The sequence below is a fragment of the Xanthobacter variabilis genome, from assembly GCF_043831965.2.
GTDB lineage: Bacteria > Pseudomonadota > Alphaproteobacteria > Rhizobiales > Xanthobacteraceae > Xanthobacter.
This window is the reverse complement of sequence record NZ_CM195533.1, coordinates 287,586-302,000: the sequence shown is the minus strand read 5'-3', so window position 1 is coordinate 302,000 and position 14,415 is coordinate 287,586. Positions and strand designations below refer to the sequence as shown.

The window sequence follows — 14,415 nt, the reverse complement described above, 5'->3', positions numbered from 1 at the left end:
GCAGGGGGCGCACCCTTTATGGTGACGGGCGCAATTACGACCGCCCATTCGCCATCAAGAGGCGGGCGGCAGGGGGCAGCGTCGCGTTTGGTCCCTTTACGTCGTGCGTCCGGGCCTGATCCACACCTTGATGACTGCAGGAAGGATGACCCCATGCGGAAGATGAAGCACACGGCCACCGCCCTCATCGCCGGCACGGCGCTGCTGGCGCAGGGCATGGCCGCCTCGGCCTGCACCTCGCTGATCCTGAAGGCGAAGGATGGCGGCGTGGTCTATGGCCGCACCATGGAGTTCAGCCTGCCGCTGCAGTCGCAGGCCATGGTGATGCCGCGCAATGTCGCGCTCACCGGCACCGGCCCCACCGGGCAGGCCGGCACCGGCCTGAGCTGGACCGGCAAATATGCCGCCGTCGGCCTCAATGGCGTGGGCATGAAGATCTTCGTGGACGGCATGAACGAGAAGGGCCTCGCCGGCGGGCTGCTCTACCTGCCCGGCCTCGCCAAGTTCCAGGACGTGACGCCGGCGGAGGCCAAGAACTCCATCGCCTCGTTTGAGATGCTCACCTACGTGCTCACCTCCTTCGCCACGGTGGCGGAGGTGAAGGCGGCCATGCCGAAGATCAAGGTGAGCGCGGCGCCGCAGGAAACCTTCAAGGGCCCGGTGCCGGTGCACATGACGCTGCACGATGCCAGCGGCGCCAGCCTGGTGGTGGAATATGTGGGCGGCGAGCTGCACATGTACGACAACCCCACCGGCGTGCTCACCAACGCCCCCGGCTTCGACTGGCACCTGGCCAATCTCGGCCAATATGTGAATCTTGGCGCGGCCGAGCCGGATTCCATGAGCGTGGGTCCGCTCACCATCTCGCCGCCGTCCACGGGCGCGGGGCTGCACGGCCTGCCCGGAGATGTGCTCTCGCCCTCGCGCTTCGTGCGCGCCTTCTTCTTCTCGCGCTTCGCGCCCCAGCCGGCGACCGTGGATGAGGGGCTGACCACCGTGCGCCACATCATGAGCTCGTTCGACATCGCCCCCGGCTCGGTGGTGACGCAGTCGGATTCCGCCGCCGGCGGTGGCGTTTCCGGCAACGAGCTGACCGAGTGGACGGTTTATGCGGACCTGAAGAACATGCGCTACACCTTCACCACTTACGGTAATCCCGCCTTGCAGGCGATCGACATGGCCAAGGTGAAGCTGGACGGCAAGGAGCCGCGCCTGTTCCCCCTCGCCGCCACGCCGGCGCCGACGCCCATCGGGCAGTGACCACGAAAACGACATGATGGCGAAGCTCTGATCCGCTCCGCCCCGCGCAAACCCTGTGAAATGCAGTCACGAGATGTGATCGCGCGGCGGGCGAAGGGATGCTAAGCCATCACGATACCGGGAGGCGGGCCTCAGGCTGGCCCCAGCATGTATGAGGGGACATGTCGCGCAAGTATTTCGGCACCGATGGGGTGCGTGGACGCGCCAATACGACGCTCACCGCCGATATCGCGCTGCGGGTCGGGATGGCCGCGGGCCTCACCTTCCGTCGCGGCGATCACCGCCACCGGGTCGTGATCGGCAAGGACACCCGCCTCTCGGGCTACATGATCGAGAATGCGCTGGTGGCTGGCTTCACCTCCGTGGGCATGGAGGTGCTGCTGCTTGGCCCCATGCCGACCCCGGCCGTGGGCCTGCTCACCCGCTCCATGCGGGCTGATCTCGGGGTGATGATCTCCGCCTCCCACAACCCGTTCGACGACAACGGCATCAAGCTGTTCGGGCCCGATGGCTTCAAGCTCTCCGACGAGACGGAGCGGGAGATCGAGGCGCTGATCGACCAGGATCTCTCCCGCCGCCTGGCCAGGCCGGCCGAGATCGGCCGCGCCCGCCGGCTGGAGGGCGTGCACGCCCGCTACATCGAATATGCCAAGGGCACGCTGCCGCGCGATCAGAAGTTCGACGGCCTGCGGGTGGTGGTGGACTGCGCCAATGGCGCGGCCTATCGCGTCGCGCCGGAAGCCTTGTGGGAGCTGGGCGCGGAGGTGGTTTCCATCGGCGTCGATCCGGACGGGCTCAACATCAACCGGGATGTGGGCTCCACCTCGCCCGAGGCGCTCAGCGCCAAGGTGCGGGAGGTGCGCGCCGATATCGGCATCGCCCTCGACGGGGACGCCGACCGGGTCATCCTGGTGGACGAGAAGGGCCATCTGGTGGATGGCGACCAGCTCATGGCCGTGGTGGCCGAGAGCTTCAAGGCCGATGGCCGGCTCTCCGGCAACGGCATCGTCGCCACGGTCATGTCCAATCTGGGCCTGGAGCGGCACCTCAACGCGCAGGGCATCGGCCTCGCCCGCGCCGCCGTGGGCGACCGCTACGTGCTCGAGCGCATGCGCGCCGAGGGCTATAATGTGGGTGGCGAGCAGTCCGGCCACATCATCCTCACCGACTTCTCGACCACAGGCGACGGCCTCGTGGCGGCGCTGCAGGTGCTTGCGGTGGTGGCGCGGCAGGGCCGGCCGGTGTCCGAGGTGTGCCACCGTTTCGACCCGCTGCCGCAGGTGCTGAAGAATGTGCGCTATGGCAACGGCATGCCGCTGGAGGATGCCAATGTGCAGACCACCATCGCCGATGCCGAGCGGCGCCTGTCCAATCGCGGCCGCCTGCTGATCCGCCGCTCCGGCACCGAGCCGGTGATCCGCGTGATGGGCGAGGGTGATGACCGCGACCTGATCGAGGAAGTGGTGGACGAGGTCATTGACGCCCTGAAGCGTGTGGCGGCCTGAAGCCGCGCGGCGAAGCGCCGACAGATCCTGCGATAACGCGAAGGCCGGGCTTGTCCCGGCCTTTGGCGTTCTTGAGGGCTGCCTTCGTGCCGGGCCCCAGGGACGGCCAAGCATAGACCTCCCCGGATGCCGGATTCCGCAGGCGCCACTCCGGCTTTAACTTCCCATCAGGGTTAATTCGACTTTAAGCCTTCCCGTGCGAGCCTTTCCCCATCGAGACAGTAATGCGGTGGGTGCGTGATGTGGCGTTCGGTTTCCGTACTGGCGGCGACTCTTCTTCTTGCTCCGGTTGTCGCCGCGCGGGCGGATGACGACATGCCGCTGCTGGGCAAGGCCGGTGACTTCTCCCTCGCTCCGCCGGACGTGGCGGAAGAGGGCGCGGCCGGCTGGTACCTGCGCGCCGATGCGGGCTATGTGGCCGGCTATGTGGACGGCTCCTTCGACACGCTGTTCACCGGCGCCCTGCCCACGGGCGGCTCGGGGCATTCCTCGGGCTGGTCCATCAGCGCCGGTCTTGGTTATCGCTTCACGCCCTGGCTGCGGGCGGAAGTGGGCATCGATTATCTCAACCTTGGCGGCGTCGACACGGTGCTGGGGCGCTTCGAGGCCGATTCAACGGTGGCGCTCGCCAGCCTGTACTGGGATGTCATCACCTTGGCCGGCTTCACGCCCTATCTCAGCGGCGGGGTGGGCTTTGCTATCGACCAGATCACGCCGCCGGCGGGCCTGCCCAGCTTCGGCGACGACTGGCGCTTTGCCTGGAGCCTGGGGGCCGGCGTGTCCTACGCTGTGTCGAACACCTGGACCATCGACCTCGGATACCGCTATGTGAGCCTTGGCGCCCCGGACCTGCCGGGCATCACGGGCGTCGGCATCGACGAGCTGGGCGGCCATCAGCTGCGCCTCGGCGTGCGCTACAGCCTGGGCGAGTGAGCGGGTTCCGGGAGCTTTGCGAAAATGGCTGAAGGCAAGCCGCTGGTGGCCGTGGTCGGCGACCTGAAGGACGAGACCGAGCTGCCCTATTTCATGGTGGGCGAGAAATATGCGCGGGCGGTCTATGACTTCGCCGCCTGCCTGCCCGTCATGGCGCTGCCGGTGATGGCGCCGGGCGCATTCGAAGCGGACATTGACGCCCTGCTCGGCCATGTGGATGGATTCTTCTTCACCGGCAGCCCTTCCAATGTGCATCCGAGCCACTGGAACGGGCCGGAAGATGCGCCGGGGCCGTTCGACCCCACCCGTGACCGGTTCGCGCTGGGGCTGATTCGGGCGGCGGTGGCGCGCGGCATGCCGTCGCTCTTCATCTGTCGCGGCTTTCAGGAATTCAACGTGGCCCTGGGCGGCACCCTGCATGCCCGACTTGCCGACCAGCCGGGGCGCATGAACCACCATTCGCCCGAGGAAGGGCCGCTCGACCTGCAATATGGGCCCCTGCACGAGGTGGAACTGACACCGTCCTCGCCCCTGGAGGCGACCTTCGGGGCGGCGCGGTTTTCGGTGAATTCCCTGCATTATCAGGGGCTCGACACGGTGGGGGAGGGGCTCTCGGTGGAAGCTCTCGCGCCCGACGGCACCGTGGAGGCCGTGTCGCTGCGCGATCATCCCTTTGCCGTGGGGGTGCAGTGGCATCCCGAATACAAGCCTGCTTTGTCGGCGCCCAATGCGCGCCTGCTCGCTGCCTTCGGCGCCGCCGTGCGCGCCCGCCGCGCGGGGCGCTGAGGCCGGCTCCGGGATCGTCCGGGGGCGCGCTGGGCGGCGGCTGGCTGCGCGGCGTGTCCCAGCCCTGTGCGGCCCGTCCCAAGATTGATCCAGCGCCTTGCGGCGCGCCCTCAATCAGCGTTGGATCTGCGCCGTGGTGACGCTGGAGACAGGGATGACGAGCTGCGTTCGCAAAAAGGGGCCGCCGGCCTGGGCCGGCAACTGGTCGCGCATGGCGGTTGCTGCGGTGTTCGGCTGGTCGGCCGCGGTCGCGCCCGCTTTGGCGCAGAGCCCCGAGGCGCCTGCGGCGGCCACTCCGGCGCCGGCCGCGGAGGCTTCGCCCGCGCCCACCCAGGCACCGCCCCTTCCGGCGCAGGTGCCGGCCGCGGCGCCGGAACTCGCGCCCGAGCTCTACACCCTGGCCGAGCTGGAATTCCTGCTGGCGCCCATCGCCCTTTATCCGGATCCGCTGCTGGCCATCCTGCTGCCCGCCGCCGCGTTCCCGGACCAGATCGTTGCCGCCTATCGCTGGGTGGAGCGCAATCCCAATACGGCGCGCCACGGCGACCTGTCGGCTCTGGACGGCAAGCCCTGGGATTCCTCCGTGAAGGCGCTCACGCGCTTCCCGGATGTGCTGAAGAACCTCTACAAGCACATGGAATGGACGGAATCCCTCGGCTTCGCCTTCATCAAGCAGCCGCAGGACGTCTCCAACGCCATTCAGATGCTGCGCGCGCAGGCCGAGCAGGTGGGCAACCTCGCCACCACGCCGCAGCAGGTAGTGACCACCCGCGAGGATGCCGGCCAGCGCACCATCTATATCCAGCCGGCCAATCCCGAGCGCGTCTACGTGCCGGTCTACAATCCCAATACCGCGTTCAACACCTTTGCCGCCGGGGCCCTGGGCTTCGGGGCAGGGGTGCTGGTGGGCTCGAGCTGGAACAATCGCTGGGGCTGGAACAACCGGGGTTGGAACACCATCTGGGTGGCCCCGCCCGCGTGGCATCAGCCGCCCCATTGGGGCTGGGGCCCGGGGCCGCGTCCGCGCCCGCCGGCCTGGGGGCCTGGCCCGTGGCACCCCCGCCCGCCGCACAGCCGGCCTGACGCCGGCCGCCCGGGGCGGCCCGACCGGCCGGCCATGCGTCCGCCGTCCCGTCCCGGTGGCGGCACGTGGCAGGGCAACCGGCCGGGCAATCGCCCGATCATCAACCGGCCCGAAATCAACATCAATCAGCCCGGCAATAGCGGCATTATCATCAACCGCCCGGATAATCGCCCCGGTACGCGCCCCGAAATCAACCGCCCGGATGTGAACCGGCCCGGCAACCGTCCGGACGGCCGCCCTGGCACGCGCCCGGAGATCAGTCGTCCGGACGGTCGTCCGGGCACGCGCCCCGAGATCAACCGGCCGAACATCAATCGTCCGGACAACCGCCCCGGCACGCGGCCGGAGATCAACCGGCCGAACATCAACCGTCCGGAGGGTCGCCCGGGCACGCGGCCGGAGATTAATCGTCCGAACGTGAACCGGCCGGAGAGCCGTCCCGGCAACACGCCGAATGTGAACCGCCCGAACGTCAATCGCCCCAGCGCGAATCGTCCGGAGAACCGGCCCGCGGCAAACCGTCCGAACGTGAATCGTCCGAACGCCAACCGTCCCAATGCCGGGCAGAACCGTCCCGCCAACCGTCCGAACGCGCAGCGCCAGCAGCCTCGTGCCAATGCGCCTCATCACGCCCGGCCCAAGCAGCACGCCAGACCCCAGCAGAGGGCAAATCCCCAGCAGCGCGCCCGGCCGCAGACCAACCGGCGCAACAACAACTGAGACCGAAGGCCCGTGAGCACCACTCACGGGCCTTCTGCCATCCGGCGCTAAAGCGAGCCCATTGGGCTGGCGCAAAGGCCTGTGGGAAGGGGAGGCGGGCGAAACGGTTTTCTCCCGCTCGCACGGCGGGTTGGCGGCGTGGCGGGAGCCCGCGTCGAGGCGGATCGACAGCACGATCTCTGTCGCAGCGGACCAGGCTCGCAAAGGCGCCTCTCGGGCGTTGGCGCGTGAAGCGGCGGGCGGGTCGCCGGCTGGAAGGCGCCTCAGCTCGATGGGCCGAAAGCATTCTCCCCGCTCCGCGAGCCGGAAGCATGATTGAGCCCGCCCGCATTCAGGGTGATGTCGCCCCTGTCGGCGCCCGCTGCCAAGCGGGAGCCGGGATCATGCGCCGGGGCGTGCGGGCGGTGAGCTCTCCCGTGGAGCCATCCGCCCATCAGCCGGCCTTCGGCCGCAGCGATGGGCCGGCCGGGGCACCGCCGGTCCCGGCCAGAAAATCCGCCGCAGCTGCGCGGTCGCGAAATCAAGGCCCGGCGCGGCATCGTCGGGCGACGAGGCGCCTCAGCGGCGGAGCAGGATCTGCCCCAGGATGAGGCCGGCGCCGGCGGCGATGGCGCACGCGGTGAGCGGCCGCTCGCGGATGCTGGAGCGCAGCGATTCGCACTGCCCCTCGGCCCAGATGCCGGCGGTTTCCGCCTGCGCCTCGGCGGCAATGGCCACATCGTCGGCGGCCTGCCGGGCGCTTTCGCCCACTGCGTCCAGCAGGCGCGAAAGCTCGCCGCGCAGATGTTCCAGTTCCGCGCGCATGGCATCCATGTCGAGGCCGGCGTCGGTCTTCGCGGCATCGGTTTTGGCGGCTTCGCTCTCAGTGGACGCGCTCTTGGCGGCTGCGGACTTCTCAACCATGGCAAAGCTCCTGCTGCGGGTGCGGCGCGGAGGATGCGCCAGAACCCAAGGAAACGGCAAGGGAAGGACAAGGGACGGGCGGAGCGCCCGCTCAGGCGATGCGGGCGACAGGCTCTGGCGCGCCGCGGGCCTGATGGAAGAACAGGGCCTGGGCGATGGTGGCCTTCACCGTTTCCGAAAGGAACGGCTTGGTGATGAGATAAGTGGGCTCGGGCCGCTCGCCGGTCAGCAGGCGGTCCGGGAAGGCGGTGATGAAGATCACCGGCACGTCGCGCGAGCCCATAATGTCGTTCACCGCATCCACCCCGGACGAGCCGTCGGCCAGCTGGATATCCGCCAGAACCAGGCCGAAATCGCAGCTTTCGGCCAGTTCCACCGCCTTGGAATGGGTGGGTGCGACGCCGATCACCTCATGCCCCAGGTCGCTCACCATGCTCCGGAGGTCGAGGGCGATCACCCATTCGTCCTCGATGATGAGCACGCGGGTGGCGGTCTGGCGGTCGATGTCGCGCTGGGCGGCGATCACCTGGGCTTCCACCTCCTCGATGGAGACGCCGAGAATGCTCGCGGCCTCGGTATAGGAGAATCCTTCCATGGCGGTCAGGAGGAACGCCACCCGGGAAGACAGGTCCATGGACTGGAGCCGCTGATCGGCGCGCAGGTCCGGTGCCCCGGCGGCCTTGCGGTTCCACACCCGGTGGAAGGCCCGATAATAGGCGACGCGGGGCGAAATCCCTTCATCCAGCGCCACCTGGCCTTCGACCAGGGCCTGGAGGGTGTCCCTGACGGCGCCGTCGCCGGCTTGCTGGGAGCCCAGCAGCGCGCGGGCATAGCGCCGAAGCGCGGGAAGCTGCTTCATGATCGAGGAATGCGGCATTCGCTGCTCCCTGATACTCGCCCCCCTGATGGATGACCCCTTCATGGACATGGCCCCTCCCCCAGATGTCTCGTGCATCGTTCTCGTGCATCGTTTTTTGGGCGTGTCGTGTGCGCCGAAGCAGCAGTCTTGACCACGAACCGGGCAATAAAAGGGACGTGATCGACGCCCCTCCGCCGGAAAGTTCCCGCGTGATCGGAACCTGCTGGCAACCCCTTGCATTGTAAACCGGATGAAATCTGGCTTCACCCGCCGCGTCGCGCGGATGCGGGCAGGGAACGATGGCAGGTCACGTCGGAGCTGTCGATGGAGTGGGTGAAGGCGCAGGCGGTGCGCGCGCGCCATAAGGAGCGCGGCGCGATCTTCGAGGCGGCGGCCGGCCATCCGCGCAGCCTTCTGGACAGCGTCCGCCGCCGTCTCATCGTCATGGTGCTGTTCGCCCTCGCCCCCATTGCGGGGCTCAATTTTGTCCAGGGCGCGCTCCAGCTCCAGGCGGCCCAGCAGGAGGCCCGCCAGCGCCTGCTCCAGCATGTGCTGACCGATGCCTCGACCCTGGAAAAAGTGTTCGCCTCCGCGGAGAACGTGCTGCGGGCCCTGCAGAATGTCGCCGATGTGCGCGAGGCTGGCCCCTCCTGCCAGGCCATTCTGCACGGCGCGGTGCTGAGCCTGCCTTTCGCCAGCAATATCGGCGTGATGAACCGCAACGGCGCGGTGGAATGCTCGGCCCTGCCGCTGGAGGCGCGCGATGTATCGGGCCAAGGCTGGTGGCGACAGGCGACGCGCGAGACGCGATTTCTGCTGTCGGAGCGGGTGTTCAGCCGGGCCGCCCAGACCGAGGTCCTGGTGGGGGTGCTGCCCCTTCGCGAGCGGGACGGCACCTTTTCCGGCGCCATCGGCCTGTCCATCGACGTGTCCTGGCTGGAAGCCCGGCTGCGCCGCGAGACCCCCGCCAGCCAGGGGGTGGTGGCGCTGTTCTCCGCCGAGGGCAAGGAACTGCTCTCCAACGCCCGGCAGGTATCCGCCGTTCTGTTCGCCGGCAAGGAGATGACCGCCGATGCGGGTGGCCTGCGCGACGTGGGCACCGCCGATGGCCGCGACTACACCTTCGCCACCGCCCCCCTGGGCCGCGACGGGCTGGTGGCCGCCTTCGCCATGCCCACCAGCCGACTGTTCCGCTGGACCCTGCTCACGGTCTCCGCCAGCTTCGCTTTGCCCACGGTGATCGTGGTGGCGAGCATCATCGGCCTGTGGCTGGCGGTGGACCGCATCGTGCTGCAATGGCTGCTGTATCTGCGGCGGGTGACGGCGGTCTATGCCCAGGGCCACTACGCCTTCCGCCCCACCCGCATCGATGCCGCGCCCAGCGAGTTCCGCGCCCTCGGCCATGCGGTGGAGAACATGGCGCTGGCGGTGCGCGAGCGTGATGGCCAGCTGCGCCAGGCGCTGGCGGAAAAGACCGCGCTGGTGCGCGAGATCCACCACCGCATCAAGAACAGCCTGCAGATCGTGGTCAGCCTCATCAGCCTCTATGGCGCGGGAATGCGCGGTGACGACCGGCGGCGCTTCGACCAGCTGCGCACCCGCGTCAACACGCTGGCTTTGGTGCATCGCATCCTCTACGAGGCGGCCGACGGCTCGCAGGTGCGCCTGCGGGAGCTGCTGGGGGAGCTGGCGGCGTTGCTCGAGGGCGCCTGCGAGCGGCCGGCGCGGATCACCGTGGAAGCGCAGGATGCCGCGCTGCCCACCGACATGGCGGTGCCGCTCGCGCTGATGGTGGTGGAGATCGTGCTCGGCCTGACCGGTGGCAGCGAGAGCACGCTGCGGGCCGACAAGCCCGCCGCCCTGACGCTGACCGGCGGCCTGGCGGATGGCATGCTCTCCATCCGCGTGAGCGCGAATGTGCCGGAGGCGGCAACCACCGGCGACCTCGCCCACGGCTTTGCCGCGCAGCTGGGCGGCAGCCTGGTGCATGTGGCCGATGGGGCACGCATGGTCGTCACCGGCGCCTTTCCCTGCCGCTGAGCCGTCTTGCTCATTCCCGGACGATGGGCCGGGAACCTCTGCCGTTCTGCAACGTTCATGGTTATGCGACCGGATTTTGAGCCGACGCCCATTCCGGATCGTTCAGGCCCTCTCCAAACCCGGCCCAAGGCCATTCAGGGGAGCCGGCCCCCGGTCGCCAAGCCGGCCTCAGGCCGGACGCCAGCAGCAAGGGACCAGGAGCAGCAGTGATGGAAAAGGTTCAATCAAAGGCCCCATCCCACCGTGGCTTCGCGGCCATGGATGCGGAAAAGCAGCGCGCCATTGCCCGCAAGGGCGGGGAGAGCGTGCCCGCCGAGAAGCGCAGCTTCTTCCAGAACCGGGCGCTGGCCGCCGCCGCCGGCCGTAAGGGTGGGCAGAGCGTTTCGGATGACCAGCGCAGCTTCTCGCGTAACCGCACGCTCGCCTCGCAGGCGGGGCAGAAGGGCGGCCAGAAGCACGGCGGCCAGGGCTCCGGCAGCCGCAGCGCATGAGAGCATGGGCGCGGCGCGGCGTGGCCCACGCCGCGTGGGACCATGTCGCTTCACGCGAATGTGAAGCCGCACGCGCGTTCAGCGTGCGCCTTCCGCAAACGTCCACACTGGCTTAAGATGAGGCAGATGCGCAGCGCAGGCCGCGAGGGTGGGCGTTTCAACCGATGGCGAAAGTGCCATCACCCCCTTCGTGGTGAAGCAAGGCGCGTGCGGATCGCGCCGAAGGCCCGCCATTGGCGGATCGCAGGCGCACCCGGCATTTTCGTATGCGAGGGTTCGCCATGGACGTGACGCCACGCCCGCACGCGAGCAGCCCCGACAGCGACCCGCCCCTGCGCATGCAGGTGCTGGAGTTCCTGCCGGCTCTGCGTGCCTTCGCGCGTTCCCTGACCCGCAACCGCACCGAGGCGGACGATCTGGTTCAGGAAACGCTGCTGAAGGCGCTCGCCAATATCGATCGGTTCGATCCGGGCACCAATCTGCGGGCTTGGCTGTTCACCATCCTGCGCAACACCTACTACACCGACATGCGCAAGCGACGGCGCGAGAATGAGGGCCTGTCGGTGCTGGCCCAGCAGGACACCAATGTGGGCCCCAGCCAGGACTGGTCCATGACCCTGCAATCCCTGGAAGAGGCGCTGACCCACCTGCCCGACGACCAGCGCGAGGCGCTGGTGTTGGTGGGTGCCGCCGGCCTCTCCTATGAGGAGGCGGCGGAGGTGTGCGGCTGCGCCCTCGGCACCATCAAGAGCCGCGTCAACCGGGCCCGCGCCAAGCTGCTGGTGCTGATGGGCGCCAGCGATACCGCCGACGTGGTGGAGGGCGACGCCATCGCCCTGTCCGCCGCCCATGGCGGCCGGGGCGGCGAGAGCTGACAGCGCCGCCTGGTGCGGGGCCGGATGACCGGAACCTGCGGCGCGCCGGCGTTTGCGGTCTGCAGGCCTGTCCGGGACTCGGCGGGTGTCCTCCCCGCTGTGCCCGGAGAGCGTCCGGCGCTCGCCTCGGCCGCGTGGAGTGGTATCGAGCGAAGTGGAATTCGCGTCGCGCCGATAAATGATTGAAATCAATAGCTTGTTGAATTTCCTCGCCCCATGGCGGCCGGGGCGGCGAGAGCTGACGGCGCCGCCCGGTGCGGGGCCGGGTGACCGGAGCCTGGGGCGCGCCGACGTCGGCGGCCTGCAGGCCTGTCCGGGACTCGGCGTGCGTCCTTCCCGCCGTGGCCGGAGAGCGTTCGGCGCTCGCCTCGGCTGTGTGGAACGGTATCGAGTGAAGTGGACACCGGGGCGCGCCGATAAATAAAATAAATCAATGAATTGTTGAATGCCCTCCAGCTTCGCGGCAAGCGGAAATGGTCCGAAGGGCAAGGGCGCCCCGGGCTGGCCTCTCCGCTGTTCTCACCCGGCACACCCGTATCGGCCGGCCATTTGGTCTCTGGCTGCGGGCAGCAGGCCTTCGCTGATTTCCACGCGTGCGCTCAGGGACGCTCCGCTTGCGCCCTGAGGGGCAACGGACGGGGCCGCGTCTCGCGGAGAGACAGCCCCGGCTCAAAAAGCTGAAGCCCTTGGCCGATTTAGGAAAACGCCAGAAACCCTCAGCCCGGCGACCAGCCGGGTGGGGCCAGCTCGAAGCCGGCGAAGTCGAAGGCGGGGGCGACGGTGCAGCCGACGAGGGTCCAGGCCCCAGTGCTCACGGCCGCCTGCCACGCGAAGGCGGGCACGATGCCTTGCGGGCGTTCCCCCAGATGGAGCTTCGGCCCCAGCAGCAGGTCGCTGCGGCCTTTGTCATCGGCCACCGAAAGGGTGAGCGGCGCGCCGGCGTGCCAATGCCAGATCTCCACCGCATCCACACGATGCCAGTGGGAGCGCTCTCCCGCCGCCAGCAGGAAATAGATGGCGGTGGAGCTTCCGCGCCCGCCGTCCGGTGCCACGTCGCGGAAGGTTTCGCGAAAATGGCCGCCTTCCGGGTGGGGCTGGAGGCCAAGCAAGGCGATGATGTCGGCTGCGGCAAGGCTGGGGTCCAGGGTGTCGGCACGGTCCATGGCTCAGCCCTTGAAGTCGTTCTTGCGGGCGCGCAGTTCGGTGAACACCGCCGCCGGCTCCGCCCCGGCGAGCCCCAGCCGCTCGGCCAGGGCGGGATCGTCCGCCCGCAGGAAGGGGTTGGCCTTCAACTCGTCCTGGAGGCGCGAGGGCACGGTGGGGCGGCCTTCGGCGCGGGCCTGTTCCACCTGCGCGGCAAACGCCTTCAGGTCCCCATTATCCGGATCCACCGAGAGGGCGAAGCGGGCATTGGCCAGGGTGTATTCGTGCCCGCAATAGACGGAAAGGTCGCCCGGCAAAGCGCGCAGGCGGGCCAGGGAGTGCCATAGCACGGCCGGCTCGCACTCGAAGGCGCGCCCGCAGCCCAGGGAGAACAGGGTGTCGCCGCTGAACAGCAGCCGCTCCCCCTCGAACAGATAGACCACATGGCCGAGCGTGTGCCCGGGCGTTTCCAGCACCCGGCCGACCAGGCCGCCGACGGCGACGGGGTCTCCATCCTCCACCACCACGTCGATGTCGGGAATGGCATCCGCCTCCTTGCGCGGGCCAACGACAGTGGCGCCATAGCGCGCCTTGAGCGCGGGGATGCCCTGCACATGGTCGGCGTGATGGTGGGTGACCAGCACCTCGGTGATGGCCCAGCCGGCCGCATCGGCGGCGGCGATGATGGCTTCCCCGTCGGGTGCGTCCACGACGGCGGTGGCTTCGGTCACGCAATCATGCAGCAGCACCGCATAATTGTCGCTGAGGCAGGGAACGAGACGGATCTCCGCCGGCACGAAAGGGTCCTCCGGGGCAGTGGCCCGCGGCGATGATAGCAGAGGCGTGGCGCTTGCGCCTGTCCCGCCTTTTGCACCGTCGCCGCGAGAAGCCTGGCGACCCGGCCGCGACGATGCTCTATTCATGGCCTTTGAACAACGGGCGCGGGCGCGCGCGTGGATCCGGACTTTCGCAGCATGTGGGATCTCGGCAGCCAGGGGATCGCGGGCAGCGGCATGAATCTCGACGTGGTCGACCTGCGCAACTTCTATGCCCAGCCGCTGGGCGTCATTACCCGGCGGCTGCTCGGACGCGCCATCCGCGCCCGCTTCGAGGACGTCACCGGCCTTTCCGTGCTCGGCCTGGGCTATGCCATCCCCTTTCTCGGCGTGTTCCGGGAGGAGGCGGAGCGCTGCATCGCGGTGATGCCCGCGGCTCAGGGCGTGGTGCGCTGGCCGTCCACCGGCCCCGCCCTCGCCGCCCTTTCCGATGAGCTGCTATTGCCCTTGCCCACCGCCAGCATGGACCGGGTGGTGGCGGTGCACGCTTTGGAAATGACCAGCAACCCCGCCGAAATGCTGCGCGAGGTGTGGCGCGTGCTGGCCCCCGGCGGGCGTCTGCTGGCGGTGGTGCCCAACCGGCGCGGCGTGTGGGCGCGGCTCGATACCACGCCCTTCGGCAATGGCCGGCCCTTCTCGCGTGGCCAGGTGGTGGGACTGCTGCGCGAGGCGCTGTTCACGCCCGTGGGGTGGAGCGAGGCGCTCTACGCCCCGCCCAGCCGCTGGTTCTTGCGCACGGCGGTCGCCTTTGAGCGGGTGGGCTCGCGCCTGTCGCTGCCCTTTTCCGGCGTGCTGGTGGTGGAAGCCACCAAGCAGCTCTATCGCCCGGTCATGATCCGCCGCACCCGCCTCGCCCCGGTGATGGAACCGGGCCTGGAACCCGCTTTGGGGCGCGTGCCGACAAGCTGAGCGACTCCCGCGCCCGGACAGGCCGCGCGGCGGTGTCGCGGCGAATGTCGCAGACTTGGACCGCGCTCCGG

Annotated in this window: 13 protein-coding genes; 9 read left to right on the top strand and 4 right to left on the bottom strand. The window is 69.0% G+C overall.

Annotated features, from left to right (window positions below; genetic code table 11):
• Window positions 1-153 precede the first annotated feature (153 nt).
• From V5F26_RS01315 to V5F26_RS01295, 5 genes are all read left to right on the top strand, one after another.
• Window positions 154-1,260: a linear amide C-N hydrolase gene (locus V5F26_RS01315; RefSeq protein ID WP_394946743.1), complete on the top strand. Its 1,107-nt coding sequence runs from the start codon at window positions 154-156 to the stop codon at window positions 1,258-1,260.
• Between the two features lie 161 nt (window positions 1,261-1,421).
• The gene (gene glmM, locus V5F26_RS01310; protein WP_394056020.1) at window positions 1,422-2,765 is read left to right on the top strand and encodes a phosphoglucosamine mutase; all 1,344 of its coding nucleotides are present in this window, start codon (window positions 1,422-1,424) and stop codon (window positions 2,763-2,765) included.
• 240 nt (window positions 2,766-3,005) lie between these two features.
• Complete coding sequence (locus V5F26_RS01305) at window positions 3,006-3,698, top strand: outer membrane protein (protein WP_394946742.1); 693 nt, start codon at window positions 3,006-3,008, stop codon at window positions 3,696-3,698.
• Window positions 3,699-3,722: 24 nt separating this feature from the next.
• Window positions 3,723-4,484 carry a gamma-glutamyl-gamma-aminobutyrate hydrolase family protein gene (locus V5F26_RS01300; RefSeq protein ID WP_394946741.1) on the top strand — a complete coding sequence of 254 codons (762 nt, stop codon included), beginning with the start codon at window positions 3,723-3,725 and terminating at the stop codon, window positions 4,482-4,484.
• 154 nt (window positions 4,485-4,638) lie between these two features.
• Complete coding sequence (locus V5F26_RS01295; RefSeq protein ID WP_394946740.1) at window positions 4,639-6,288, top strand: DUF3300 domain-containing protein; 1,650 nt, start codon at window positions 4,639-4,641, stop codon at window positions 6,286-6,288.
• A 558-nt stretch (window positions 6,289-6,846) separates the two neighbouring features.
• Here the strand turns inward: V5F26_RS01295 and V5F26_RS01290 are convergent.
• Both V5F26_RS01290 and V5F26_RS01285 read right to left on the bottom strand, forming a co-directional pair.
• Entirely contained in the window at window positions 6,847-7,191 is a 345-nt protein-coding gene (locus V5F26_RS01290; protein ID WP_234051063.1) for a hypothetical protein, read from the bottom strand.
• A gap of 91 nt (window positions 7,192-7,282) precedes the next feature.
• A complete protein-coding gene (locus V5F26_RS01285; protein WP_394946739.1) occupies window positions 7,283-8,068 on the bottom strand; it encodes a response regulator in 786 nt (261 codons plus the stop codon).
• Window positions 8,069-8,374: 306 nt separating this feature from the next.
• Here V5F26_RS01285 and V5F26_RS01280 point away from each other — a divergent pair, with 306 nt between their 5' ends.
• From V5F26_RS01280 to V5F26_RS01270, 3 genes are all read left to right on the top strand, one after another.
• A complete protein-coding gene (locus V5F26_RS01280) occupies window positions 8,375-10,090 on the top strand; it encodes a sensor histidine kinase (protein ID WP_394946738.1) in 1,716 nt (571 codons plus the stop codon).
• A 209-nt stretch (window positions 10,091-10,299) separates the two neighbouring features.
• Window positions 10,300-10,581: a con-10 family general stress protein gene (locus V5F26_RS01275; protein WP_234051060.1), complete on the top strand. Its 282-nt coding sequence runs from the start codon at window positions 10,300-10,302 to the stop codon at window positions 10,579-10,581.
• A 281-nt stretch (window positions 10,582-10,862) separates the two neighbouring features.
• Entirely contained in the window at window positions 10,863-11,456 is a 594-nt protein-coding gene (locus V5F26_RS01270; protein ID WP_394056031.1) for a sigma-70 family RNA polymerase sigma factor, read from the top strand.
• 716 nt (window positions 11,457-12,172) lie between these two features.
• Here the strand turns inward: V5F26_RS01270 and V5F26_RS01265 are convergent.
• Together V5F26_RS01265 and gloB are read right to left on the bottom strand one after the other, a co-directional pair.
• Window positions 12,173-12,619, bottom strand: a complete 447-nt coding sequence (locus V5F26_RS01265) for a cupin domain-containing protein (RefSeq protein WP_234051058.1) — start codon at window positions 12,617-12,619, stop codon at window positions 12,173-12,175.
• Window positions 12,620-12,622: 3 nt separating this feature from the next.
• Entirely contained in the window at window positions 12,623-13,396 is a 774-nt protein-coding gene (gloB, locus tag V5F26_RS01260; RefSeq protein ID WP_394946737.1) for a hydroxyacylglutathione hydrolase, read from the bottom strand.
• 216 nt (window positions 13,397-13,612) lie between these two features.
• Between gloB and V5F26_RS01255 the strand changes: the two genes are divergently transcribed.
• On the top strand, window positions 13,613-14,344 hold the full coding sequence (locus V5F26_RS01255) for a class I SAM-dependent methyltransferase (RefSeq protein ID WP_234051303.1): 732 nt from the start codon (window positions 13,613-13,615) through the stop codon (window positions 14,342-14,344).
• Window positions 14,345-14,415: the final 71 nt, after the last annotated feature.

Coding starts and splice junctions, on each gene's coding strand:
- V5F26_RS01315 (WP_394946743.1), top strand. CDS start 154: ATGCGGAAGATGAAGCACACGGCCACCGCCCTCATCGCCGGCACGGCG.
- glmM (WP_394056020.1), top strand. CDS start 1,422: ATGTCGCGCAAGTATTTCGGCACCGATGGGGTGCGTGGACGCGCCAAT.
- V5F26_RS01305 (WP_394946742.1), top strand. CDS start 3,006: ATGTGGCGTTCGGTTTCCGTACTGGCGGCGACTCTTCTTCTTGCTCCG.
- V5F26_RS01300 (WP_394946741.1), top strand. CDS start 3,723: ATGGCTGAAGGCAAGCCGCTGGTGGCCGTGGTCGGCGACCTGAAGGAC.
- V5F26_RS01295 (WP_394946740.1), top strand. CDS start 4,639: ATGACGAGCTGCGTTCGCAAAAAGGGGCCGCCGGCCTGGGCCGGCAAC.
- V5F26_RS01290 (WP_234051063.1), bottom strand. CDS start 7,191: ATGGTTGAGAAGTCCGCAGCCGCCAAGAGCGCGTCCACTGAGAGCGAA.
- V5F26_RS01285 (WP_394946739.1), bottom strand. CDS start 8,068: ATGCCGCATTCCTCGATCATGAAGCAGCTTCCCGCGCTTCGGCGCTAT.
- V5F26_RS01280 (WP_394946738.1), top strand. CDS start 8,375: ATGGAGTGGGTGAAGGCGCAGGCGGTGCGCGCGCGCCATAAGGAGCGC.
- V5F26_RS01275 (WP_234051060.1), top strand. CDS start 10,300: ATGGAAAAGGTTCAATCAAAGGCCCCATCCCACCGTGGCTTCGCGGCC.
- V5F26_RS01270 (WP_394056031.1), top strand. CDS start 10,863: ATGGACGTGACGCCACGCCCGCACGCGAGCAGCCCCGACAGCGACCCG.
- V5F26_RS01265 (WP_234051058.1), bottom strand. CDS start 12,619: ATGGACCGTGCCGACACCCTGGACCCCAGCCTTGCCGCAGCCGACATC.
- V5F26_RS01255 (WP_234051303.1), top strand. CDS start 13,613: ATGAATCTCGACGTGGTCGACCTGCGCAACTTCTATGCCCAGCCGCTG.